The organism is Allorhizobium undicola ORS 992 = ATCC 700741 (genome assembly GCF_000621665.1).
Lineage (GTDB): Bacteria > Pseudomonadota > Alphaproteobacteria > Rhizobiales > Rhizobiaceae > Allorhizobium > Allorhizobium undicola.
The window spans coordinates 65494-86983 of record NZ_JHXQ01000020.1 but is presented as its reverse complement, the minus strand read 5'-3'; the positions used below and the strand labels follow the sequence as shown (position 1 = coordinate 86983).

The window sequence follows — 21490 nt, the reverse complement described above, 5'->3', positions numbered from 1 at the left end:
TGCCTGAACACATTGGAAAACACATCATGGCTTGGGACGCCATAAGGCAGGGGTATGATCTCTTTTAAGAGCTTGCGCTTGGAAACGCCGAAATCAGCCATGTCCTGACACGTCTCTGCACCACACAGCACCGCCGCAAGCGCAATGAACAAAATACTGTTCAACGGATGGCGCACATTGGCAGCACGAGGATCAGGAACAGATCCAAACAAAGAGGCAAATCCTTTCATCAAACCCTCCGAATCAGTCGGAGGAAGATGAAGCGATTTGCCTCAATCATTCAATAGCTTGAAACCCATATGCGATTCCCCTGCCCTCAAGGGGGAGATGTCCGGCAGGACAGAGGGGGGTAGGCCACGCCACATGACTAAGCGTCGTGTACTGTGATCAAACGCACAACGGACGCTGTAACAGTTTAAATCTGCTGCATAATTTTCACCTTAAATCGGTTCTGATTTAAGGAATTATGCAGTAGCGTTCTGTCCTGTGACCATGACGGGCGGCGTTTGCCGGTTTGGGCGCATGGCAATCAAAAAGCCCCTTGCGGGGCTTTTCAAACGGGCGGTCGGGGCGGCTCAGGCTCAGGCTCAGGCGGTTTCCATATATTCGCTGCCATCCGGCTCGCGCAGCACATAGCCGCGGCCCCAGACGGTTTCGATATAATTGGCGCCACCGGCAGCATTGGCAAGCTTCTTGCGGAGTTTGCAGATGAAGACGTCGATGATCTTCAGTTCCGGTTCGTCCATGCCGCCATAGAGGTGGTTCAGGAACATTTCCTTGGTGAGCGTCGTGCCCTTGCGCAGGGACAGCAGCTCCAGCATCTGATATTCCTTGCCGGTCAGATGAACACGCTGGCCACCGACTTCAACCGTCTTGGCGTCGAGATTGACGATCAGTTCGCCGGTGACGATGATCGACTGGGCGTGGCCCTTAGAGCGGCGGACAATGGCGTGAATACGGGCAACAAGCTCGTCCTTGTGGAAAGGCTTCGTCATGTAGTCGTCCGCGCCGAAGCCCAGGCCCCGCACCTTGTCCTCGATGCCCGCCATGCCAGACAGGATGAGGATGGGCGTCTTGACCTTGGAGAGGCGCAGCGTCCGCAGCACTTCATAGCCCGACATGTCGGGCAGGTTCAGGTCGAGAAGAATGATGTCGTAGTCGTAAAGTTTGCCGAGATCGACGCCTTCCTCACCAAGATCGGTGGTGTAGACGTTGAAGCTTTCGGACTTGAGCATCAGTTCGATGCTCTGCGCTGTGGCGCTGTCGTCTTCGATGAGTAGAACCCGCATAATTATCCCCTTTACCGCCGCCGAAAGGTCAAGAATGGCCCCCTACGCGATACGGATCCAGTCGTTGCCTGATTTGAAGGCTGCCACCAAATGGTTAACAAATTCTGATTCACTCTGGCAAGGCGTATCGAATTTATTAAGCAAAAAGGCTAGCCTCCTGATTCCTCTGTTAATTCCCATCGCCACAGATGAATCGATCTGGGAGGAAACCCGCCCAAGCGATTCAATTGACTCATCATTGTCAGTGTCCTGAATTTTGGACCTTGGCATTTACCGACCCTTAAAGGATCGTCCTTATCATTAACGATGCCCGTAAACGAAAGGTTACTAAAGGTAGTTTTTTGTTAACGCCGCGAGATTTTTCGGGGCTGATTCGTTTGTATGCGCACGGGCGATGTTGAAATCTGAGTAAAAGCGGGGCTGCTCGCATCTCGGGAGTATTGCGTATGAAGTCGCGTGAGAGCCTAGTTCGCCTGAAGGCATTTCAGGTCACGGAGAAGCGTCGGCAGTTGCAGCAGTTGCAGCTGATGATGAGTGAATTCGAACGAATGGCGAAGGAGCTGGAGACGCAGATCTCCGTTGAGGAAAAGAAATCGGGTATTACGGACCCCTCTCATTTTGCCTATCCGACCTTTGCAAAGGCGGCGCGTCAGCGGGCCGATAATTTGCAGATTTCCATTCGGGAATTGAAGGTTCAGCAGGATGCTGCCGAACTCGCGCTTGAGGAGGCGGAAGCCGAATACTCGAAAGCTGCGGCTCTCGAGGAACGGGATGGAGGCCAGAGGGCTCGCGCCTGATGGCAGGATTTCGTCTTGTCGGCACGACTTCGCCGGCAGGTTTATCGACGCCGACACCCCGAACCAAAGATCATCGCAGATGCGCTTTGGATGTCTTTCGTGGAAATTTCACGGCGTCGTTCCAATCAGGATTATCGATATGTTTCCAGGGCGAGGATGCGAGAGCATCTTCGAGCCTTGGTGACCTGCGGCCCTGGCTCAAAGGTTGAATGCGGGTTTTGAACGAGCGATCCCGCTCGAACGGCGTTTCCAGGCTTTTTTCCCGCATTTCCGGACGGAAAACCGTGACGACACTTTTCCTGGGAAGGCTCTACTGCATAATTCCTTAAATCGGAATCGATTTAAGGTGAAAATTATGCAGCAGATTTAAAGTGTTACAGCGTCCTTCGTGCGTTTGATAAAACGCACGGCGCTGTAATTCCACAAACCGGAATTGATTTTGATCCTTGCCAAAGTGCGGTGCGGGCAGGCTGTTGAGGAGTTGAGCGCCGGGCGTATCGCCTTGCAGGGGAGGGGCTGGACGACCACGATGGTTCTCGCGCCTATCCGTGTCGGGAGGCAGAACCATGCTTCAGACACAAGAAAAGCGGAAACCCTGTGACGTTTCCGCTTTCATAACCGATCATGGCTTTCACGCGCAGCAACGCCCGGCACATCAAGCCCGGCGTGTTGGTGTGACATTTGCCAAGGCTTCCGCCTTCCGGGGTCAAATGCCTTAGTGGCGATATTGCTGAATGCGCGTTGTGCGCAGGCCCGGCAGGCCGTGATCGTTGATGGAGGACTGCCAGGACAGGAACTCTTCCACGGTCAGCGTGTAGCGTTCGCAGGCTTCTTCGAGGCTCAGAAGGCCGCCGCGCACGGCAGCAACAACTTCCGCCTTGCGGCGGATAACCCACCTGCGGGTGTTTGCGGGCGGCAGATCGGCAATCGTCAACGGGCTGCCATCCGGGCCGATAACGTATTTAACTCGCGGGCGTATCGCTTCGGTCATTGGACTCTCTAATACAAACTCAAGACCACAGAGCGCGACTTTAGCGCCGCACCTTTAAAAATTACCTAAGCTGTCGGTAACAATTTAATAAGAATTTGAGGGATTTGGCGCGTGTCGCTGAAGTGCTGCTCTAGCCTTGGCTCGCCCCCTGCCAACCGCACCCGCATGTAAAGCAGGGGGATGGGTGAATGGACTTTAAAGATTATATCTTTAATTTTACCGAAACAGCCCAACATCATCTCATTCTACTGGCGCAAATTTTTAAAGATTTTCCAAGAGATAGATACCGTTACGCTGGCAGAAGACCTGAGATATGCCTGCGATTTTCCCGTTTAACTGGCAATATTCTGTTAAAGCGATTTCGAAGGCCTGCTGTGTGGAAAACATTCCTGACGCAATGTGCCGCCATGCCTCGCGGTTGGCGAGGGTCGATGTTCCATTTCGATGCATCAGGTTTGGATTCTTTCTCCGGCCCGCCGACAGCTTGCTCAAAAACCGGAGCTGTTGAGACATTCGGCTTTCAGCGTTCCGGCAATGATTTTCAGGTCGAGCCAGAAGGAAAAGTTTTCCACATAATAAAGATCGGATACAATTCTGGCACGGGCGCGGGCGGGGCGATCCGTTGGGCCGCGCAGGCCGCGCATTTGCGCAAGGCCGGTTATGCCAGGGCGCATCTGGTGGCGATGGTGATAATCGGGCACGAGGTGCTCGTAGGGCACCCCCGCCGCCAACATGCCGATTGCATGGCAGCGCGGGCCGACAAGCGACATGTCGCCCAGCAGCACATTCAGCAATTGCGGCAGTTCATCGAGATTGGTGCGGCGCAGGACAGCGCCCACGCGGGTCACGCGGGGATCGTTGGCCACGGTCTGGCGTATACCGCTGGCGTCGCAACATTCGATATACATGGTGCGGAATTTGAAGATGCGGATGGTCTTCATGCCCTTGCCCCAGCGTGCCTGGGTAAAAAGCGCGTTGCCGGGGCTGTCCAGGCGGATCAGAAGGGCGATCATCAGCATCAAGGGCAGCAGAATGACGAGCGCCATTGCAGACACACCAATATCGAGGCTGCGTTTGGCAATCAGATGCAGGGCGCTGTGGCGCGGATGGCCGGTGGCGCCGTTCTGACGGTTGGAAATATGCTGCCGGGCCTTGCGCCGGACGCCCCGCTCCGGGCGAAAGCCTTGCTGCACATGCGGGACAACCATCCAAGCCTCCAGAAACAAGAACAACGCGAAAGCCTGTGCGGGAATGTGACCTTTGATGCCCGGCCGAAAATGCTGACGCCTTTCCGCCGTTTCCCCGCCATGTTCCAGGATGCGCAAGCGCCCCCGCCGGCCCCCGACGCGGAAATTCACGCATTGACGGCGCGAAGGGATAAAAATCCTCCCTCACCGTAACTCCTCACCCAGTGATGTATTACGGAAGTGTCTTATCGTCATTCTTAATCTTAACCAATGGTTAACCTCTCTGAATGAAACGCCATTCTTGGGACTATTTGTACGAAAACGATACTGTTTCTGCTTTTGGTGCAGCCGGTTGCGGGGGTTAAAGCAGAAACATATCCAGTGCCACCGTGCGTCCAGAGGCGCCGAGAGTGGCCGTTCCGGAATGTTTGACACTGAGAAGTGTTCCGGCCGACAATTTGGCCAGCACCATGCGGTTGCTGTCGAAAGCCGATGCCGTGCCGGGGGAAAGCTTGAGCAATTCCGTGCCTGCATCGCTCACCAGCGAGGCGGCATAGCTGCTGGCGCTGGTGCCTGCGATGGAGAGGCTGACGGCGTAGAGGCCTTCCACCGGCGCCGCCAGCGCCTGCCCGCCACCGGCAATGCTGCCGCTGAGTGCTACGCCGCCCTGGGTGAGGGCGAGGTTGTCGAAGCCGGTGGCCAGCCCATTGGTGATGGCAAGGGTCGATGCGCTGAGTTGCGCGCGGGCGGCGGGCTTGTTGGGCTGGGTGATCTGGCCTGCCCCTGTGACGGAGAGGGCGGTGAGCCAGGTGCCGCCATCCGGGCTGACCTTGATTGCGAAACTGTCGGAACCGGCAAGGCCCATTTCGGCGCGCCCGGACCAGCCGGACTGGAAGAGCAGCGAGGCGGTGTTTCCGGCAGCGGCCTTGTTGATCTTGAGCTGGTGATCGCCGCCGGCATTGTTGAACAGGCTTGCCGGAGACGAAATGCTGAAACGGTTGGTGCTGTCCGGTGTGGCGCCGACGCCGAGCTGTGATACCGAGACAATCGACGGCAGCGGCAGATCCTGCCATCCGTTCGTGCCATAAAGCATGACCTTGCCGGTGGAGCGCAGGCAGGCAAGCCAGCCTGCTTGCGGGGCAAGGAAGGTCCAGGCGCTATCCTGCCAGGCGGCGATCTTGCCATCCTGCCCGGCCCAGGCGCCGGTGGCGCCAGTAGCAATGGCATAGGCGGCGCCCTCTGCGGGGCTTGCGGGCGGATCGGCAAGGCTGCTTTCCAGCACAAGCTGCGTGACGGCATCGAGAATTTGCAGAGCTTCGTTATGGGTCACATGCTTCTGCGACTGCGAGGGCAGAATGAAGGGAAGGCTCAGGCGGGCGCTGGTATCGCTCATGGGTTTCAACCTCGAATGGATGCTGCGTCGAGGTTGAATTATCGGTCATGGCGGGCAGGGGTGAAGCAATTGGCTGCACCCCTGCTGATTTTAAATGAAAATCACCCGCAGACTTCCGCGCGCCAGTTGGCGCCCCAGGCGATGAAGAAGGGATTGGCAAAGTCGCTGTCATCAGCCTGATTGCGCTTGCCATAAAGCAGGGGCTTGCCATCCAGGGTCAGCGTCATGCCGCCTGCGGCGCGCAAAACGGCATCTCCGGCGGCGGTATCCCATTCCATCGTGCGGCCATAACGGGGATAAACATCGGCCTCGCCCTCGGCCACAAGGCAGAATTTCAGCGATGAGCCCACCGAGCGCGTGTCGCCAATGGCGCGGCTTTGCAGGAAAGCCTCGGTTTCTGCGCCGCTATGGGCGCGGCTGGCGACGGCCACCAGCCCGGTCTGGGGCGAGCGGGCACGGATGGGCTGTCGGTCGAGCGGCTTGAAATCGGCGCTGACGGCAAGGCGGCTGGCGGCTTCGCCCATGCCGCTGTAAAGCGTGCCGCTGGCGGGAGCGTAAACCACGCCACACATTGGAACACCATTTTCCACCAGCGCTATATTGACCGTGAAATCGTTGCTTTTGCGAATGAATTCCTTGGTTCCGTCAAGCGGATCGACAAGAATGAAGCGTCCGCTTTCGGTTTGCGGAATGCGGCCTGCCGCCACTTCCTCTTCGGCCACGACGGGAAGATCTGGAAAGGCTTCGGCCAAGGCGGCGATGATGATGGCTTCGGCGCGCTCATCGGCTTCGGTTACGGGGGAGGCGTCTTCCTTGTTGCGGATGGTGGCGCCGCGATGAAAAACCTCCATGATCTCCCGCCCGGCAAGAAGCGCGGCCTGCTCAAAAATCTCCAACATCTACAATGCCTTTCCACCGCCATGCGGCAACAGGACGGCGCTTGTGCCTACGGTCCTGTTCAATTCTGTTTCGAAACCTAGAGCATTTCCAGGAAAAAACCGTGAGCGCCCGCACGGCTGATAATGCATTGTCGTTAGAAAAGTGGAAACCGGCCATCCGCTCAGTTTTGCGGGCAGATCAGGTCCACCACCTTGCGGGCGAGTTCGCGTGGCGAAGCGTTGGCGGTGACAAGGCGCAGTTCAGGGTTTTCCGGCGCCTCATAGGTCGAGCTGATGCCGGTAAAATGTTTGATTTCTCCTGAAATTGCCTTGCGGTACAGGCCCTTCGGGTCGCGGCGGATGCATTCCTTCAGCGGTGTATCGATGAAGACCTCGACGAATTCGCCCTCCCGCATCATGCTCCGCGCCAGATCGCGATCGGCCTTGAACGGCGAGATGAAGGAAACGATCACCACCAGTCCCGCATCGGCCATCAATTTGGCCACTTCCGCCACCCGGCGAATGTTTTCGACGCGGTCGGCGTCGGAAAAGCCGAGATCCTTGTTCAACCCATGGCGCACATTGTCGCCGTCGAGCATGTAGGTATGGACCCCGCAATCGTTCAAGCTGGTTTCCACCGCATTGGCGATGGTGGATTTGCCAGCACCGGAAAGCCCGGTAAACCACAAAACCTTCGGATCATGGCCCTTCAGCCGAATGCGCGCCTCCCGGCTGACGAGCAGAGGCTGGGCAATCACATTGCTGTCCGGATGAGCGAAAGACTGGTCCTGTCCTTCTTTCAAGGTTTCCCTGTCCACGATTTTCCCTTTTATCAGCCTTGGTATTGTTAATTGCCTGTTCAGCCCCTGTCAAATTTCCGGAGACGAGGTGTAGAGCCGACGCCTCAGCCCGCTATCGTCGCAGATGGAGCTTGTGTGGGGGTGTTCATGCGCGGAACTGGGGGAAGCTTGCTCTTGCGTGAGGGCCGATCTTCCGAAGGGGGCGAAGCTGTGGCATTATCCCCTTGAAATTGGCAGGGTTCTTTATGCGTTATTCGGCTTTCTCGCTTTTCCGGCAAGCATTTTCGGGCAATCGGCACTGGCCGCGCCAGTGGCGGGATCCGCAGCCAAAGCCGCATTACGATGTGGTGATTGTCGGTGGCGGCGGGCATGGGCTGGCCACGGCCTATTATCTTGCCCGCGAATTCGGCATTACCAATGTGGCGGTTCTTGAAAAAAGCTATCTGGGCTCCGGCAATGTCGGGCGAAACACCACGATTATTCGTTCCAACTATCTGCTGGATGGAAATATTCCCTTTTATGAAATGTCCATGCAATTGTGGGAGGGGCTTGAACAGACGCTGAACTACAATGCCATGGTCTCGCAGCGCGGCGTGGTGTTTCTGGCCCATTCCGACGGCGAGCGCGATGCGCTGGTGCAGCGCGGCAATCGTATGCGGCTGAACGGCGTGGATGGGGAGATGCTCACCCGCGAGGATCTGCAAAAGCAGATGCCCTATCTGAACTTTTCCCATGCCCGCTTTCCCATTCTGGCCGGGCTCATTCAGCGGCGCGGCGGAACGGCCCGTCACGATGCCGTCGCCTGGGGCTATGCGCGGGGGGCAGATGCCTGCGGTGTCGATTTCATCCAGAATTGCGAGGTCACGGGCATTCGCCGCAACGCAGCCGGCGAGGTGACAGGCGTTGAAACCTCCCGCGGCTTCATCGGTTGCGGCAAGCTGGCGCTGGCAACGGCCGGCCACAGTTCCGTCACGGCCGCCATGGCGGGCCTGCAATTGCCCATCGAAACCCATGTCTTGCAGGCCTTTGTTACCGAGGCGGTCAAGCCAGTCATCCATCACGTGCTGGTCTATGGGGCGGGGCATTTCTACATATCGCAATCGGACAAGGGGGGCCTCGTCTTCGGCGCGGCCATCGATCACTATTCCTCCTATGCGCGGCGCGGCAATCTGGCCACGGTGGAGGAAACCATGGAGGAGGGAATTGCCCTCATTCCCGGCCTGTCCCGGCTGAAAGCGCTGAGGGCCTGGGGTGGGGCGATGGACATGACCATGGACGGTTCTCCCATCATCGACCGCACGCCGATCGACAATCTCTATCTCAATGCCGGTTGGTGCTATGGCGGCTTCAAGGCCACGCCAGCGTCCGGCTATTGCTTTGCTCATCTCATTGCCCGCAACGAGCCGCACCATCTGGCGCGCGCCTTCCGTCTGGACCGGTTTCGCCGCGGCTTTGCGCTCGATGAATCCGGCCACGGGCCGCAGCCCAACCTTCAGTGAGTACCCTCATGGCCAGCCTTATCGCCTGCCCGCATTGCGGCATCCGCCCCAGCCAGGAATTCACCATTCGTGGCGATGCCGATCCTCGTCGCCCGGCTTCGGCCGCACCCGATGAGGAATGGCACGATTATGTCTATCAACGCCGAAATTCCATGGGCCTGATGCGGGAGTTCTGGCACCATGCGGGCGGCTGCCGCCGCTGGCTGGTGGTCGAGCGGGATAATCTTTCCCACGCCGTTCATGCCGTGACCGATGCGGGCCAGCGCCGGGGAGGCAAGCCATGAGCGCCTTTCGGCTGGCCACCGGCGGCCATGTGGATCGCGCCCGCCATTTTCGTTTTTCCTTTGACGGCAAATCCCTTCAGGGCGTGGAGGGTGATAGTCTTGCCTCGGCACTGCTGGCCAATGATGTGCTGCTTCTTGGCCGCAGCTTCAAATATCACCGCCCACGCGGCGTGGTAACGGCGGGATCGGCAGAGCCGAACGCACTGGTAACGCTTGGCCGCGATGGCCGCAGCGAACCCAATGCGCGGGCAACCATGGTGGAATTGCAGGCGGGGCTGACGGCGGCAAGCCAGAACCGCTGGCCAACGCTTGCCCATGATTTCGGAGCTGTCAGCGGGCTTTTTTCGCCCTTGCTGGGGGCGGGCTTCTATTACAAGACCTTCATGTGGCCCAAGCCCTTCTGGGAAAAGGTCTATGAACCGCTCATCCGCCGTGCTGCCGGTCTTGGCCGGGCCGGAATGCAGGCGGATCCGGATTCCTACGAGAAGTGCTGGCTGCATTGCGATCTCCTGGTTATCGGTGCGGGTGCGGCGGGGCTGAGTGCTGCGCTGACGGCGGCACGCGCAGGCGCGCGCGTGGTGCTGGCGGATGAGCATTTTCGCCTGGGCGGCTGGCTTTTGAGCGAAAGCCGCGCGATTGGCGATGAAAGTGCTGGCGAATTTCTGCGGCAGGCGCTGGAGGAACTAGGCGCAAGCCCCAATGTCACGCTTCTGCCGCGTACCACCGTGTTCGGCTGGTATGACGACAATGTCTTCGGCGCTGTCGAAAAAGTGCAGCCCCAGGGCGGGCAGATGCTGCCGGAGGTGCCGGTGGAACGGTTGTGGCGCATTGTCGCGCGCCGGGCGGTGCTGGCCAGCGGTGCTGAGGAACGGCCGCTGGTCTTCGGCGGCAATGACCGCCCCGGCATCATGACGGCCTCCGCCATGACCACCTATCTCAACCGCTTCGGCGTGGCGGCGGGAGAAAATGTCGCGATCTTTGCCACTGGCAGTGCCGGCTACCGTCTGGCCAGCGCGCTGAGCCATTGCGGCATCGGCATTGCCGCGCTGATCGATCCCCGTCCTGATGCGCCAGATCAGGCCCCGCCCGGCGTGCCGGTGCTGAAGGGGGCCAGCGTGACGGGCACGTTCGGCCGGAAACGCATCCGCGCGGTGCTGGCCGAGCGCATGGGCCACGCACAGGAAATCGCCTGCGATGCGCTGGCCATGAGCGGCGGCTTTTCTCCCATCATCCATCTGGCCTGCCAGCGTGGCGCAAAGCCGGTCTGGTCGGCAGAAAAACAGGCGTTTCTGGTGCAATCCGCCACGTCGGAACTGCGCATTGCCGGTGCCGCCGCCGGTGAGACGACGCTTTCCGCCTGCCTTGCCTCCGGACAGGCCGAGGCCGTTCACGCCCTTGCCGATCTGGGCTTCAAGGCCCATGGCACGCCCTTGCCCACCATCGAGGCGGAAAGCCTGCCGGACCACATGCCCCTCTGGTATGTGCCGGGCTCCCGCGGCAAGGCCTTCGTGGATTTTCAAAACGATGTCCATGTGGCCGATCTCAGCCTTGCGGAGCGGGAGGCCTTCGGCAGCGTGGAACATGCCAAGCGTTACACCACCAGCGGCATGGCCACCGATCAGGGCAAGCTTTCCAATGTCAACGCCGCCGCCATTCTGGCAGGAATGCGCGGCACCTCCATTGCCGAAACCGGCACCACCACCTTCCGGCCCTTTTATACGCCGGTTTCCTTCGGCGCCATGGCAGGCCGCTTCCGGGACGAAAGGGCAAGGCCGCTGCGTCAGTCGCCTTTGGCCGGTTGGGCGCGCAAGAATGGTGCGCGCTTCGTGGAAGCGGGGCTTTGGCATCGTTCGGCCTGGTTTGCCCGCGAGGGCGAGACGCAATGGCGCCAGAGCGTGGACCGCGAAGTGCTGACGGTCCGCGCCCATGCCGGATTATGCGATATTTCCACGCTCGGAAAAATCGAACTCTTCGGCCCGGATGCGGTGGAATTTCTCAACCGGGTCTATTGCAACAGCTTCTCGGGCCTGCCGGTTGGCAAGGCCCGCTATGGCATGATGCTGCGGGAAGATGGCATGGTGCTCGACGATGGCACGGTGTCGCGGCTCACAGAACAGCATTTCTTCATCACCACCACCAGCGGCCATGCAGAGGCCGTGCTTGCCCATCTGGAATTTGCCGCGCAGGTGTTGTTTCCAGAGCTTCGGGTCTCCTTGCTTTCCGTGGCCGACCAATGGGCGATGATGGCGCTGGCGGGGCCGAAATCACGGCTGATCCTGGAAGATCTGGTGGAAGACGATATTTCCAACGCAGCCTTCCCGCCAATGAGCGCCGCCGATGTCACGCTGAAGGGAGGGCTTGCGGCGCGGCTCTTCCGCCTGTCATTTTCCGGTGAGCTTGCTTTCGAACTGGCCGTTCCGGCAGGCTGCGGCGAGGCGGTGGCCGATACGCTGCTGGAGATTGGCGCGCCGCAGGGTATCGCCGCTTACGGCGTGGAGGCCATGAATGTGCTGCGCATCGAAAAGGGCTTTCTCACCCATGCCGAGATGGATGGGCGCACGACGCCGGACGACCTTGGCATGGGGCGGCTTTTTCGCGCGCAGAAGCCGGATTTCATCGGTAAACGCCTCTCGGCGCGCTTCGGGCTGACGGCAGCCGACCGGCCGCAACTGATCGGCTTGCAGCCTCTCAACCCCGAACAGGCTTTTCGCGCCGGTGCCCAGCTCCTGAAAGAAGGTGCGCGCGCCTCAGCCGTCAACAATCAGGGCCATGTCACCTCCGCCTGCCATTCCCCGGTGATCGGCAGTTGCATCGGGCTTGGCTTGCTGAAATCCGGCCGCGAACGCATGGGCGAGACCATTCTCGTATGGGACGGCCTGGGCGGCAGCGAAGTGCTGGCCAAGGTGGTAAGCCCGGCGTTCGTGGATCCGGAGAACAGGAAAATGAGGGTTTAGAGCATCGGACCGAAAAGTGGCTTCCGGTTTTCGGGCGATCCGATGCGTGGGATAAAGCATCGGACCGAAAAGTGGCTTCCGGTTTTCGGGCGATCCGATGCGTGGGATAAAGCATCGGACCGAAAAGTGGTTTTCGGTTTTCGGATTCCGTGATGTCCGCGACGCCATCGCGGGTCTGATGAGAAGGGTCAAGAGGTCATGTTGTTTGTCGAGCGTCATCCGCTGGAGGATTTTGCTGCCGGGTTTTCGGCTGTTGCGGGCGTCAATCATCTTGCTGTTCCAGTGCGTCCGGCAATTTTTGCGGTGCTTTCGGATATTTCGCCCGCGCTGCTCGATAAGGTTGATTTTCTGCCGCTTTCTCCCGGCCAGTGGGTGGCTTTTTCGACCGAGTTGACGCCTGAGGCGCTTTTTGCGCTGCTGCGGCAGGCATCTGGGCCGGAGGTGGCGGTGATTGCAAAGAGCGATGCCTATGCCGTGCTGCGGTTGACGGGGCCGCACAGCCGCAGGCTGCTCAATAGCGCACTGGCGCTGGATCTGCATCCGGACGCTTTTGGCGCGGGGCAATCGGCGTGCAGCCTGTTCCATCAGGTTCCGGTCGTGCTGCTGGCGCGTGGTGGCGATGGTTTCGATCTTCTGGTGCCGCGATCCTTTGCCGCCTACGTCTATGAGGAAATCATGGCGGCAGGGCGCGTCCACGGTCTGACGGCTGGTTTCCTCGCCTGAATTGAAACGGCCTCACCCTTCAATTCTGGCGATTCTATTTGTTTAGACTTTAGCCAAATGCGCATTTTAAAAGCATTTTGTGACTGTTTTTGATCGTTTCACAGTGTAAATGTGCAATTAATGAGCATTTGACAGAAAAGTGCGCCGTACAAGGCTTTTCAGGCTTCACATTTTTGTCGAAAAGGCTATCAAATCGCCCCAAGATCAAGAACCCGAAAGGGGCATACCCGGCGGGGAATAAAATGGAGGCCGCAAAAAGCGGTCGTCCGGGGGATTGGCAAATGGAGTATTTCGTCCAGCAGCTCATAAACGGGCTGACTCTTGGATCTATCTATGGCCTCGTGGCCATCGGCTACACGATGGTCTATGGCATCATCGGCATGATCAATTTCGCCCATGGTGACATTTTCATGCTTGGCGGCTTCGCCGCGCTCATCGTTTTTTTGATACTCACCTCGTTTTTTGCCGGCATTCCGGTGGCGCTCGCGCTGCTGATCATGCTCGTCGTTTCGATGCTGATGACCGGCCTGTGGAACTGGACCATCGAGCGCGTGGCCTATCGCCCCTTGCGCGGCTCCTTCCGTCTGGCGCCCCTCATCACCGCCATCGGCATGTCGATTGCGCTTTCCAACTTTATCCAGGTCAGCCAGGGCCCGCGCAACAAGCCGATCCCGGCGCTGGTCAGCGATGTCTATCATTTCGGTGACATCACCATCTCGTTGAAGCAGATCATCATCGTGCTGGTCACGGCGGTGCTGCTGGCGGCCTTCTGGTATATCGTCAACAAGACGCCGCTGGGGCGCGCCCAGCGCGCCACCGAGCAGGACCGCAAGATGGCCGCTCTGCTTGGCGTGGATGTTGATCGCACCATTTCCGTCACCTTCATCATGGGTGCGGCGCTGGCTGCCGTGGCGGGCACGATGTATCTGATGTATTATGGGGTTGCCTCGTTCAACGATGGCTTCATTCCCGGCGTCAAGGCCTTCACTGCGGCGGTTCTTGGCGGCATCGGCTCGCTTCCGGGCGCGGTTCTCGGTGGTCTGCTCATCGGCCTGATCGAGTCGCTCTGGTCCGCCTATTTCACCATTGCCTACAAGGATGTCGCCACCTTCGCCATTCTCGCCTTCGTGCTGATTTTCAAGCCGACAGGTATTCTGGGCCGTCCGGAAGTCGAAAAGGTCTGATCGATGTCCAGCAACGCTATCAATCAAGCGCCGTCCGCCACTTTCGGCCGGGCCATCAAGGAAGGCGTGTTCGCAGGCGTCCTCGCTTTCGGCCTCTTCCTTCTCTATATCGGCATCAAGACGGATCAGGATATTTCCAATACCCTGATCTGGTATCCGCGCTGGGGCCTTCTGGCCATTTTCGTGGCTATCGCCGCAATTGGCCGCTTTTCCATCGTGGCGTTTTTCCAGCCATGGTCGCGGGCGCGCAAGGCGCGGGCCGCCGCCATGCCGGTTTCCGAGGCGGATGCCAATCCGTCCTTCTTCAAGAAACATTTTCTGAAGCTCGCGCTTCTGGCCCTGATCTTCTATCCGCTGATCGTCGTTTCGATCACCGGGCCGCAGGGCTCGCTGAAATATGTCGATAACTTCGGCATCCAGATCCTCATTTACGTGATGCTGGCCTGGGGGCTGAACATCGTCGTGGGTCTGGCGGGTCTGCTGGATCTGGGTTATGTCGCCTTCTACGCGGTGGGCGCCTATTCCTATGCGCTGCTGTCGCAGCATTTCGGCCTGTCCTTCTGGCTGCTCTTGCCGATTTCCGGCATTCTGGCCGCCTTCTGGGGCATTATGCTGGGCTTTCCGGTGCTGCGCCTGCGCGGCGACTATCTGGCCATCGTCACGCTCGCCTTCGGTGAAATCATCCGGCTTGTGCTGATCAACTGGACGGATGTCACGCAGGGCACTTTCGGCGTTTCGGGCATTCCCAAGGCCACGCTGTTCGGCATTCCCTTCGATGCCTCCGCGCATGGCTTTGCCAAGACCTTCGGCCTGCCCATGTCTTCGGCCTATTACAAGATCTTCCTCTTCTATCTCATTCTGGCGCTTTGCCTGCTGACGGCCTATGTGACCATCCGCCTGCGGCGTATGCCCATCGGGCGCGCATGGGAAGCATTGCGCGAAGACGAGATCGCCTGCCGTTCTCTCGGCATCGACACGGTGAAGACAAAGCTGACGGCCTTTGCCATCGGCGCCATGTTCGGCGGCTTTGCGGGCTCCTTCTTTGCCGCACGTCAGGGCTTCGTTTCGCCGGAAAGCTTTGTTTTCCTCGAGTCCGCCGTCATTCTGGCGATTGTCGTTCTCGGCGGCATGGGCTCCTTGACGGGCATCGCGGTTGCTGCCGTTGTCATGGTGGGCGGCACGGAACTGTTGCGCGAAATGGAGTTCCTCAAGCATGTGTTCGGGCCGGACTTCACGCCCGAGCTTTACCGCATGTTGCTCTTCGGACTGGCGATGATCATCGTCATGCTGTTCAAGCCGCGCGGCTTTGTGGGCAGCAGAGAGCCGACCGCCTTCCTGAAAGAACGCAAGGCAGTCTCCGGTAGCTTCACCAAGGAAGGTCACGGCTGATGACCTCGCGAACCGATACCATGAGCAAAGACGCAATCCTGACGGTCGATCACCTGTCGATGAAATTCGGCGGCCTGATGGCGATCAACGACTTCTCCTTCGAGGCAAAACGCGGTGAGATTACCGCGTTGATCGGCCCGAACGGGGCGGGCAAGACGACGGTGTTCAACTGCATCACCGGCTTCTACAAACCGACCATGGGCATGATCACGCTCAAACAGCGCGGCGGCAAGGAGTTCCTGCTGGAGCGTCTGACCGATTTCGAGATCACCAAGAAGGCCAAGGTTGCCCGTACTTTCCAGAACATCCGGCTGTTTTCCGGCCTGACTGTTCTGGAGAACCTGCTGGTGGCCCAGCATAATGAGCTGATGCGCGCCTCGGGCTATACCGTGCTTGGCCTTCTCGGCCTGCCGGGATACCGCAGGGCGGCAGGTGAAGCCATCGAAAAGGCCCGCTACTGGCTGGAAAAGGCCGATCTCATCGATCGTGCCGATGATCCGGCGGGCGATCTTCCCTATGGCGCCCAACGGCGGCTGGAAATTGCCCGCGCCATGTGCACCGGGCCGGAGCTTTTGTGCCTGGACGAACCCGCGGCAGGTCTCAACCCCAAGGAAAGCCTGGCGCTCAACGTGTTGCTAAACGGCATTCGCGACGATAACGGCACCTCCATCCTGCTGATCGAGCATGACATGTCCGTGGTCATGGAAATCTCCGATCACGTCGTGGTTCTGGAATATGGCAAGAAGATTTCCGACGGTACGCCGGATCATGTGAAGAACGACCCGAAGGTCATCGCGGCCTATCTGGGTGTCGAGGATGAAGAATTGGACGAGGCAATTTCCGACGTGGAAGCCGTTGCGGGAGGCGAGCAATAATGTCTGGCGAACCGCTTCTGAAAGTACAGGGTGTCGAGACCTATTACGGCAATATCCGCGCCCTTGGCGGCGTGGATGTGGATGTTCACAAGGGCGAGATCGTCTCGCTGATCGGCGCCAACGGGGCCGGCAAGTCCACCTTGATGATGACCATTTGCGGCAGCCCGCAGGCGCGCTCCGGCAAGATCATTTTCGACGGCACGGACATCACCAAAATGCCGACGCATATGATCGCCCGCCGCCGCATTGCCCAGTCGCCGGAAGGGCGGCGCATCTTTCCGCGCATGACCGTGCTGGAAAATTTGCAGATGGGGGCAGGGCTCGACAACCTCAAATATTTCGATGAGGATGTGGCCAAGATCTTCGAGCTTTTTCCGCGCCTCAAGGAGCGTCAGGCCCAGCGCGGCGGCACGCTTTCCGGCGGTGAACAGCAGATGCTGTCCATCGGTCGCGCGCTCATGGCCCGGCCAAAGCTGCTGCTGCTGGATGAGCCGTCGCTCGGGCTTGCGCCGCTGATCGTCAAGGGCATTTTCGAGGCGATCAAGAAGCTGAACCAGGAAGAGGGGTTGACCGTCTTCCTCGTGGAGCAGAACGCCTTTGCGGCGCTGAAGCTTTCGGACCGCGCCTATGTCATGGTCAATGGCCAGGTGACGATGAGCGGTTCCGGGCGCGAATTGCTGGCCGATCCGCAGGTGCGTGCGGCCTATCTGGAGGGCGGGCGTCACTGAGCGGGCCTGAACCGGGTTTGCACAAACGCAAGGACCGGCGTTTCGGCCTCTGCTACCATGAGGCCTGGCGGCGGTTCTCCATCGACAAGAAAGGGACGCAAAGTCCCCCAAAACGCCGTCGGGGCGGCGGGAGAAGAAAAATGCAGGGTTTGTTTTTCGAGACGGATACCGGGGTGCGCATGGTGCTGCGCCTGCTCGTCGTTTTGCTGGGTTTCTGGACTGCGTGGCGCACGGGCAAGGCCGTGGCCGAAGGCTGGGGCGTCTATGCGCAGGCAGTGATCTATACGCTTCTTCTGTGCCTGGCCATGCGATTCCTGCATTATGCCCTGTTCCAGGGGCCCATGCTGGACGGCTTCTACTACCTTATCGATGCCGTGACACTGCTGGCTTTTGCCACGGCAGGCTATCGGGTGCGGCGCACGGGTCAAATGGTGCATAACTATTACTGGCTTTATGAAAAAACCTCACCGTTTTCCTGGAAGAAGAAAGATTGACAGCGTGATGATTATCGCCTCTGATGGCGATCAATCATGCTTCGGCGCAGCGCGGGAATGCACTTCTCAAGTAATGTTCCCTTGCTGTAAGAATGGTGCTTGAAAAATCATCGATCAACAATTGCCTGATCGAAAGATTATGGCAGACAACGAAGAAAAATAACTGGCGAAGGTTTTCTTTTGAAGGCTTAACGCCATGGCTATGTTTGAATTCTGCCTTTCACGGTGGAAGAAAACGTCTTCATTTTTGCGTTTGTCCGCAAGGGCGCGCAAGGAGCGAAGATCGAGAGTGGAACGGTTTTCCGATGCAGTCATGGTGGGCGTTGCACCGGAGCTTGAAACAGACCCGCCTAAAAATTGGGAGTAACAGAATGAAGAAGTCGCTTCTTTCAGCCGTGGCCCTGAGCGCCATGGTTGCCTTCGGCGGCGCGGCACGGGCCGACATTATCGTCGGCGTCGGTGGCCCCCTGACGGGCCCGAACGCTGCTTTCGGCGCGCAGCTCCAGAAGGGCGTTGAGCAGGCTGCTGCCGACATCAATGCTGCTGGCGGCATCAACGGCGAAAAGATCAAGATCGTTCTGGGCGACGACGTTTCCGACGCCAAGCAGGGCGTTTCCGTTGCCAACAAATTCGCCGCCGACGGCGTGAAATACGTGATCGGTCACTTCAACTCCGGCGTCTCCATTCCGGCATCCGAAGTTTATGCCGAAAACGGCATTCTCCAGATCACGCCTGCTTCCACCAACCCGAAGTTCACCGAGCGCGGCCTGTGGAACACCTTCCGCACCTGCGGCCGTGACGACCAGCAGGGCGCGGTTGCCGGTCAGTATATTGCCGACCACTTCAAGGACAAGAAGGTTGCCGTGGTGCATGACAAGACCCCTTACGGTCAGGGGCTTGCCGATGAAACCAGGAAGGCCATGGGCAAGCTTGGCGTCAAGGAAGTGATCTATGAAGGCATCACGCCCGGCGAAAAGGACTATTCCGCCCTCATCGCCAAGATGAAGGAAGCCGGTGTCGGCATCGTCTATTACGGTGGTCTGCATACCGAAGCTGGCCTCATCATGCGCCAGATGGCCGATCAGGGCCTGAAGGCCACGCTGATGTCCGGCGACGGCATCACCTCCAACGAGCTTGCCTCCATCGCGGGCGATGCCGTGAACGGCACGCTGATGACCTTCCCGCCGGATCCGCGTAACAACGCCAACGCCAAGGATGTGGTGAAGAAGTTCCGCGACGCCGGTTTCGAGCCGGAAGCCTACACGCTCTACTCCTACGCCGCCCTCCAGATCATTGCCGATGCTGCCAAGGCTGCCGGCACCAATGATTCGGAAAAGGTTGCCGCCACCATGAAGGCCAAGGGTCCGTTCAAGACCGTCATCGGCGATATCGGCTTCGACGCCAAGGGTGACATCACCCGCCCGGACTACGTCATGTACACCTGGAAAAAGGGTCCGGACGGCAAATACACCTACTTCGAAAACAAATAATTTTCGAAGACCGCGAATGGAGGCCCGGCAGCGATGCCGGGCTTTTTGTTTCAAGGGCTTGGCCGTCGATTGGTTAACGGCGGCTTGTGGGCTGGCACTGTCCTGTCTTTGCTAAGGTACTGTTTTATATAAATGTATCCATTTTGTCGCGCTGCGGAAAAACTTTAACACTTTGGCGTGAAATCGCCCGGCGTTAACTATTTGTTAACCAAATCAGCCGTAATTCCCTGTAAACGATTTGTTTACCAATGGCCCGAATCGACGCCCATGACGCGGCGCGACAGGGCGTAACCAACAGGGAAGGGGCGTGCGCCCGCAATGGCGGCACCCCCTGATGAAAAGACAGTGCTGACGACCGACGCGCGTTCCATAAGGATAAAAGGCCGCTCCTTTCTGGCGGTCGTGCTTGCTCCCGATTTGCCGCTGGACAACTGGCTTTTGCGGCTGGACGATCTTGCCTCGCGCTCTGCGGGATTTTTCCTCGGGCGGCCCGTGGTGCTGGATGTTACGGATCTGCCAATCAGCAAGGATGAGCTGAAGGGGCTGATTGCCGATCTGGCCGGTCGCAAGGTTTCCATCATGGGGCTGGAAGGCGCCCGTTTTGCCCAGGTAGAGGCCGGTATGCCGCCGGTGCTCAAGGGCGGCAGGCCGGTTTCCGATATCGAGATCAAGAAGTCGGAACCTTCCTTCGAAGCGCCTGAAAGCAAGGAAGAGGTGAAGGCGGAGACGACTGTCGTAGAGACGCCGGAGCCGCAGCGTGTTGCCTTGCAATCGCTGATTATCGAAGAACCGGTTCGATCCGGTCAGTCGGTGATTTTTACCGAGGGCGATGTCACGGTGATCGGCTCGGTCGCCTCCGGCGCGGAAATCATCGCCGGCGGCTCCATCCATGTTTACGGCACGCTGCGCGGGCGGGCCATGGCCGGTTCGGTGGGCAATGCGCAGGCGCGGATTTTTTGCCGCAAGCTGGAGGCCGAACTGATCGCCATTGATGGCATCTATAAAATGGCGGAGGATCTTCCGGCCGATCTGGTCGGCCAGCCCGTGCAGATGTGGCTGGAAGAAGACACGATTCGCGCAACGAAATTGAATTGACGCAAGGTCAGGTTTTGCGCCCCTTTTGGCGGTTTCGCGCAAGCTTCGGCTGAGACAATGAATTTTGAATTTCGCCCGCAGGTCGGGCGTTCCACTATCGGCAAGCCGAACACAGGAGATCAAGATGGGCAAGGTAATCGTCGTCACGTCGGGCAAGGGCGGGGTCGGCAAGACAACCTCCACAGCGGCTTTGGGCGCAGCCCTTGCGCAGCGCAACGAAAAGGTCGTGGTTGTCGATTTCGACGTCGGCCTGCGCAATCTGGATCTGGTCATGGGCGCGGAACGCCGCGTCGTTTATGATCTCATCAACGTCATTCAGGGCGATGCCAAGCTGCCGCAGGCGCTGATCCGCGACAAGCGCATCGATACGCTGTTCCTGCTGCCGGCCTCCCAGACCCGCGACAAGGACAATCTGACGGAAGAAGGCGTGGAATGGGTCATCGAAGAGCTGAAGAAGCATTTCGACTGGGTCATTTGCGATAGCCCCGCAGGTATCGAGCGCGGTGCGACCCTTGCCATGCGCCATGCCGATATTGCCGTGGTCGTCACCAATCCGGAAGTGTCGTCGGTGCGCGATTCCGACCGCATCATCGGCCTGCTGGACAGCAAGACGCTGAAGGCAGAGCGCGGCGAGCGCATTGAAAAGCATCTGCTGCTGACGCGCTACGACGCCATTCGCGCCCAGCGCGGCGACATGCTGAAGGTGGACGACGTTCTGGAAATCCTGTCCATCCCGCTTCTCGGCATCATTCCCGAAAGCATGGATGTTCTCAAGGCCTCCAATGTCGGCGCGCCGGTCACGCTGGCAGAGCCGAAATCGGCGCCCGCCCAGGCCTATTTTGAAGCGGTTCGCCGTCTGGCAGGCGAAAGCGTGCCGGTTTCGATTCCGGAAGAAAAGCGCGGCCTGTTCGGCAAGATCTTCGCTCGGAGGGCCGCATGAGTCTTTTCAACCTCTTTCGCAAGCAGCAGTCCGCGCCCATGGCGCGGGAGCGGCTGCAAGTGCTGCTTGCCCATGAGCGCGCCTATCTCGGCCATGATCTCGTGGGCGTGCTGCGCGAGGAAATCCTTGCCGTGATCGCCAAACATGTCGAAATCGACAGTGACAAGGTGCGCATCAAGGTCGATCGCGACGAGCATGTCTCGCTTTTGGAGATCGATGTGGAAATCCCGCGGGAAAGCGGCCTGAAGGCTGCCTGATCGCGGCACCGGCACATTGGACCATTCAGAACCGCCCGTTCGCAAGGATGGGCGGTGCTTTTGTATTCACAGTACACGACGTTACGGTTTTGCGTGTGGTTTACCCCCCTCTGTCCTGCCGGACATCTCCCCCTCAAGGGGGGAGATCGGCAAGATCAAGGCTCTGCCTACATTCCTGAAAAACACCGTCATCACAACTATTCTTTGAAGAATGGCGCTTTGTCCGTATTGCAATCTCCCCCC

The 21490-nt window shown here is 58.9% G+C and carries 20 protein-coding genes and 1 pseudogene; 14 read left to right on the top strand and 7 right to left on the bottom strand.

Going from position 1 to position 21490, the window contains the following annotated elements; all coding sequences use genetic code 11:
* Positions 1-230, bottom strand: a 230-nt coding sequence (locus tag T424_RS22250; RefSeq protein WP_027487634.1) for a transposase family protein, incomplete at its 3' end; no start/stop codon positions are given.
* A 357-nt stretch (positions 231-587) separates the two neighbouring features.
* Entirely contained in the window at positions 588-1289 is a 702-nt protein-coding gene (gene ctrA / locus T424_RS0116245) for a response regulator transcription factor CtrA (RefSeq protein WP_027488658.1), read from the bottom strand.
* A gap of 446 nt (positions 1290-1735) precedes the next feature.
* Here ctrA and T424_RS0116240 point away from each other — a divergent pair, with 446 nt between their 5' ends.
* The gene (locus tag T424_RS0116240) at positions 1736-2086 is read left to right on the top strand and encodes a hypothetical protein (RefSeq protein WP_027488657.1); all 351 of its coding nucleotides are present in this window, start codon (positions 1736-1738) and stop codon (positions 2084-2086) included.
* Positions 2087-2801: 715 nt separating this feature from the next.
* Here T424_RS0116240 and sciP read toward each other — a convergent pair.
* From sciP to cysC, 5 genes and pseudogenes are all read right to left on the bottom strand, one after another.
* Positions 2802-3077: a CtrA inhibitor SciP gene (sciP, locus tag T424_RS0116230; protein WP_027488655.1), complete on the bottom strand. Its 276-nt coding sequence runs from the start codon at positions 3075-3077 to the stop codon at positions 2802-2804.
* A gap of 488 nt (positions 3078-3565) precedes the next feature.
* The gene (locus T424_RS0116215) at positions 3566-4285 is read right to left on the bottom strand and encodes a sugar transferase (protein ID WP_084268558.1); all 720 of its coding nucleotides are present in this window, start codon (positions 4283-4285) and stop codon (positions 3566-3568) included.
* Between the two features lie 340 nt (positions 4286-4625).
* Positions 4626-5657, bottom strand: a complete 1032-nt coding sequence (locus tag T424_RS0116210; protein ID WP_027488652.1) for a DUF2793 domain-containing protein — start codon at positions 5655-5657, stop codon at positions 4626-4628.
* Between the two features lie 101 nt (positions 5658-5758).
* Positions 5759-6556, bottom strand: coding sequence for a 3'(2'),5'-bisphosphate nucleotidase CysQ (gene cysQ / locus T424_RS0116205; protein WP_027488651.1), 798 nt, complete (start codon positions 6554-6556; stop codon positions 5759-5761).
* Between the two features lie 161 nt (positions 6557-6717).
* A pseudogene (gene cysC, locus T424_RS0116200) lies at positions 6718-7356 on the bottom strand (adenylyl-sulfate kinase); the annotation flags it as partial.
* A 224-nt stretch (positions 7357-7580) separates the two neighbouring features.
* Between cysC and T424_RS0116195 the strand changes: the two are divergent.
* The 13 genes from T424_RS0116195 (at position 7581) to minE (ending at position 21247) form a co-directional block, all read left to right on the top strand.
* Positions 7581-8834, top strand: a complete 1254-nt coding sequence (locus tag T424_RS0116195; RefSeq protein ID WP_027488649.1) for a sarcosine oxidase subunit beta family protein — start codon at positions 7581-7583, stop codon at positions 8832-8834.
* Positions 8835-8842: 8 nt separating this feature from the next.
* The gene (locus tag T424_RS0116190; protein WP_027488648.1) at positions 8843-9118 is read left to right on the top strand and encodes a sarcosine oxidase subunit delta; all 276 of its coding nucleotides are present in this window, start codon (positions 8843-8845) and stop codon (positions 9116-9118) included.
* Complete coding sequence (locus tag T424_RS0116185) at positions 9115-12072, top strand: sarcosine oxidase subunit alpha family protein (protein WP_027488647.1); 2958 nt, start codon at positions 9115-9117, stop codon at positions 12070-12072. Before T424_RS0116190 ends, T424_RS0116185 begins: the two co-directional genes overlap by 4 nt.
* A 198-nt stretch (positions 12073-12270) precedes the next feature.
* On the top strand, positions 12271-12795 hold the full coding sequence (locus T424_RS0116180) for a sarcosine oxidase subunit gamma (protein WP_027488646.1): 525 nt from the start codon (positions 12271-12273) through the stop codon (positions 12793-12795).
* A 281-nt stretch (positions 12796-13076) separates the two neighbouring features.
* The gene (locus tag T424_RS0116175) at positions 13077-13979 is read left to right on the top strand and encodes a branched-chain amino acid ABC transporter permease (protein ID WP_027488645.1); all 903 of its coding nucleotides are present in this window, start codon (positions 13077-13079) and stop codon (positions 13977-13979) included.
* A 3-nt stretch (positions 13980-13982) separates the two neighbouring features.
* The gene (livM, locus tag T424_RS0116170; protein ID WP_051559096.1) at positions 13983-15368 is read left to right on the top strand and encodes a high-affinity branched-chain amino acid ABC transporter permease LivM; all 1386 of its coding nucleotides are present in this window, start codon (positions 13983-13985) and stop codon (positions 15366-15368) included.
* A complete protein-coding gene (locus T424_RS0116165) occupies positions 15368-16243 on the top strand; it encodes an ABC transporter ATP-binding protein (RefSeq protein ID WP_027488643.1) in 876 nt (291 codons plus the stop codon). The genes livM and T424_RS0116165 overlap by 1 nt, the downstream gene beginning before the upstream one ends.
* Positions 16243-16971, top strand: a complete 729-nt coding sequence (locus T424_RS0116160; RefSeq protein WP_027488642.1) for an ABC transporter ATP-binding protein — start codon at positions 16243-16245, stop codon at positions 16969-16971. The genes T424_RS0116165 and T424_RS0116160 overlap by 1 nt, the downstream gene beginning before the upstream one ends.
* Before the next feature lie 140 nt (positions 16972-17111).
* Complete coding sequence (locus T424_RS0116155; RefSeq protein WP_027488641.1) at positions 17112-17465, top strand: DUF6867 family protein; 354 nt, start codon at positions 17112-17114, stop codon at positions 17463-17465.
* Between the two features lie 371 nt (positions 17466-17836).
* On the top strand, positions 17837-18955 hold the full coding sequence (locus T424_RS0116150) for a branched-chain amino acid ABC transporter substrate-binding protein (protein ID WP_027488640.1): 1119 nt from the start codon (positions 17837-17839) through the stop codon (positions 18953-18955).
* Between the two features lie 318 nt (positions 18956-19273).
* The gene (minC, locus tag T424_RS0116145; protein WP_027488639.1) at positions 19274-20050 is read left to right on the top strand and encodes a septum site-determining protein MinC; all 777 of its coding nucleotides are present in this window, start codon (positions 19274-19276) and stop codon (positions 20048-20050) included.
* 124 nt (positions 20051-20174) lie between these two features.
* Positions 20175-20990, top strand: coding sequence for a septum site-determining protein MinD (gene minD / locus T424_RS0116140; RefSeq protein WP_027488638.1), 816 nt, complete (start codon positions 20175-20177; stop codon positions 20988-20990).
* A complete protein-coding gene (gene minE / locus T424_RS0116135; RefSeq protein ID WP_027488637.1) occupies positions 20987-21247 on the top strand; it encodes a cell division topological specificity factor MinE in 261 nt (86 codons plus the stop codon). Before minD ends, minE begins: the two co-directional genes overlap by 4 nt.
* Positions 21248-21490: the final 243 nt, after the last annotated feature.

What these genes read in the sequence shown, in the direction of transcription:
- livM (WP_051559096.1), top strand. Translation starts at nt 13,983, where the DNA reads ATGTCCAGCAACGCTATCAATCAAGCGCCGTCCGCCACTTTCGGCCGG.
- minC (WP_027488639.1), top strand. Translation starts at nt 19,274, where the DNA reads ATGGCGGCACCCCCTGATGAAAAGACAGTGCTGACGACCGACGCGCGT.
- T424_RS0116150 (WP_027488640.1), top strand. Translation starts at nt 17,837, where the DNA reads ATGAAGAAGTCGCTTCTTTCAGCCGTGGCCCTGAGCGCCATGGTTGCC.
- minE (WP_027488637.1), top strand. Translation starts at nt 20,987, where the DNA reads ATGAGTCTTTTCAACCTCTTTCGCAAGCAGCAGTCCGCGCCCATGGCG.
- T424_RS0116190 (WP_027488648.1), top strand. Translation starts at nt 8,843, where the DNA reads ATGGCCAGCCTTATCGCCTGCCCGCATTGCGGCATCCGCCCCAGCCAG.
- sciP (WP_027488655.1), bottom strand. Translation starts at nt 3,077, where the DNA reads ATGACCGAAGCGATACGCCCGCGAGTTAAATACGTTATCGGCCCGGAT.
- T424_RS0116160 (WP_027488642.1), top strand. Translation starts at nt 16,243, where the DNA reads ATGTCTGGCGAACCGCTTCTGAAAGTACAGGGTGTCGAGACCTATTAC.
- T424_RS0116165 (WP_027488643.1), top strand. Translation starts at nt 15,368, where the DNA reads ATGACCTCGCGAACCGATACCATGAGCAAAGACGCAATCCTGACGGTC.
- T424_RS0116155 (WP_027488641.1), top strand. Translation starts at nt 17,112, where the DNA reads ATGCAGGGTTTGTTTTTCGAGACGGATACCGGGGTGCGCATGGTGCTG.
- T424_RS0116185 (WP_027488647.1), top strand. Translation starts at nt 9,115, where the DNA reads ATGAGCGCCTTTCGGCTGGCCACCGGCGGCCATGTGGATCGCGCCCGC.
- T424_RS0116180 (WP_027488646.1), top strand. Translation starts at nt 12,271, where the DNA reads ATGTTGTTTGTCGAGCGTCATCCGCTGGAGGATTTTGCTGCCGGGTTT.
- minD (WP_027488638.1), top strand. Translation starts at nt 20,175, where the DNA reads ATGGGCAAGGTAATCGTCGTCACGTCGGGCAAGGGCGGGGTCGGCAAG.
- cysQ (WP_027488651.1), bottom strand. Translation starts at nt 6,556, where the DNA reads ATGTTGGAGATTTTTGAGCAGGCCGCGCTTCTTGCCGGGCGGGAGATC.
- T424_RS0116195 (WP_027488649.1), top strand. Translation starts at nt 7,581, where the DNA reads ATGCGTTATTCGGCTTTCTCGCTTTTCCGGCAAGCATTTTCGGGCAAT.
- T424_RS0116210 (WP_027488652.1), bottom strand. Translation starts at nt 5,657, where the DNA reads ATGAGCGATACCAGCGCCCGCCTGAGCCTTCCCTTCATTCTGCCCTCG.
- T424_RS0116175 (WP_027488645.1), top strand. Translation starts at nt 13,077, where the DNA reads ATGGAGTATTTCGTCCAGCAGCTCATAAACGGGCTGACTCTTGGATCT.
- T424_RS0116215 (WP_084268558.1), bottom strand. Translation starts at nt 4,285, where the DNA reads ATGGTTGTCCCGCATGTGCAGCAAGGCTTTCGCCCGGAGCGGGGCGTC.
- ctrA (WP_027488658.1), bottom strand. Translation starts at nt 1,289, where the DNA reads ATGCGGGTTCTACTCATCGAAGACGACAGCGCCACAGCGCAGAGCATC.
- T424_RS0116240 (WP_027488657.1), top strand. Translation starts at nt 1,736, where the DNA reads ATGAAGTCGCGTGAGAGCCTAGTTCGCCTGAAGGCATTTCAGGTCACG.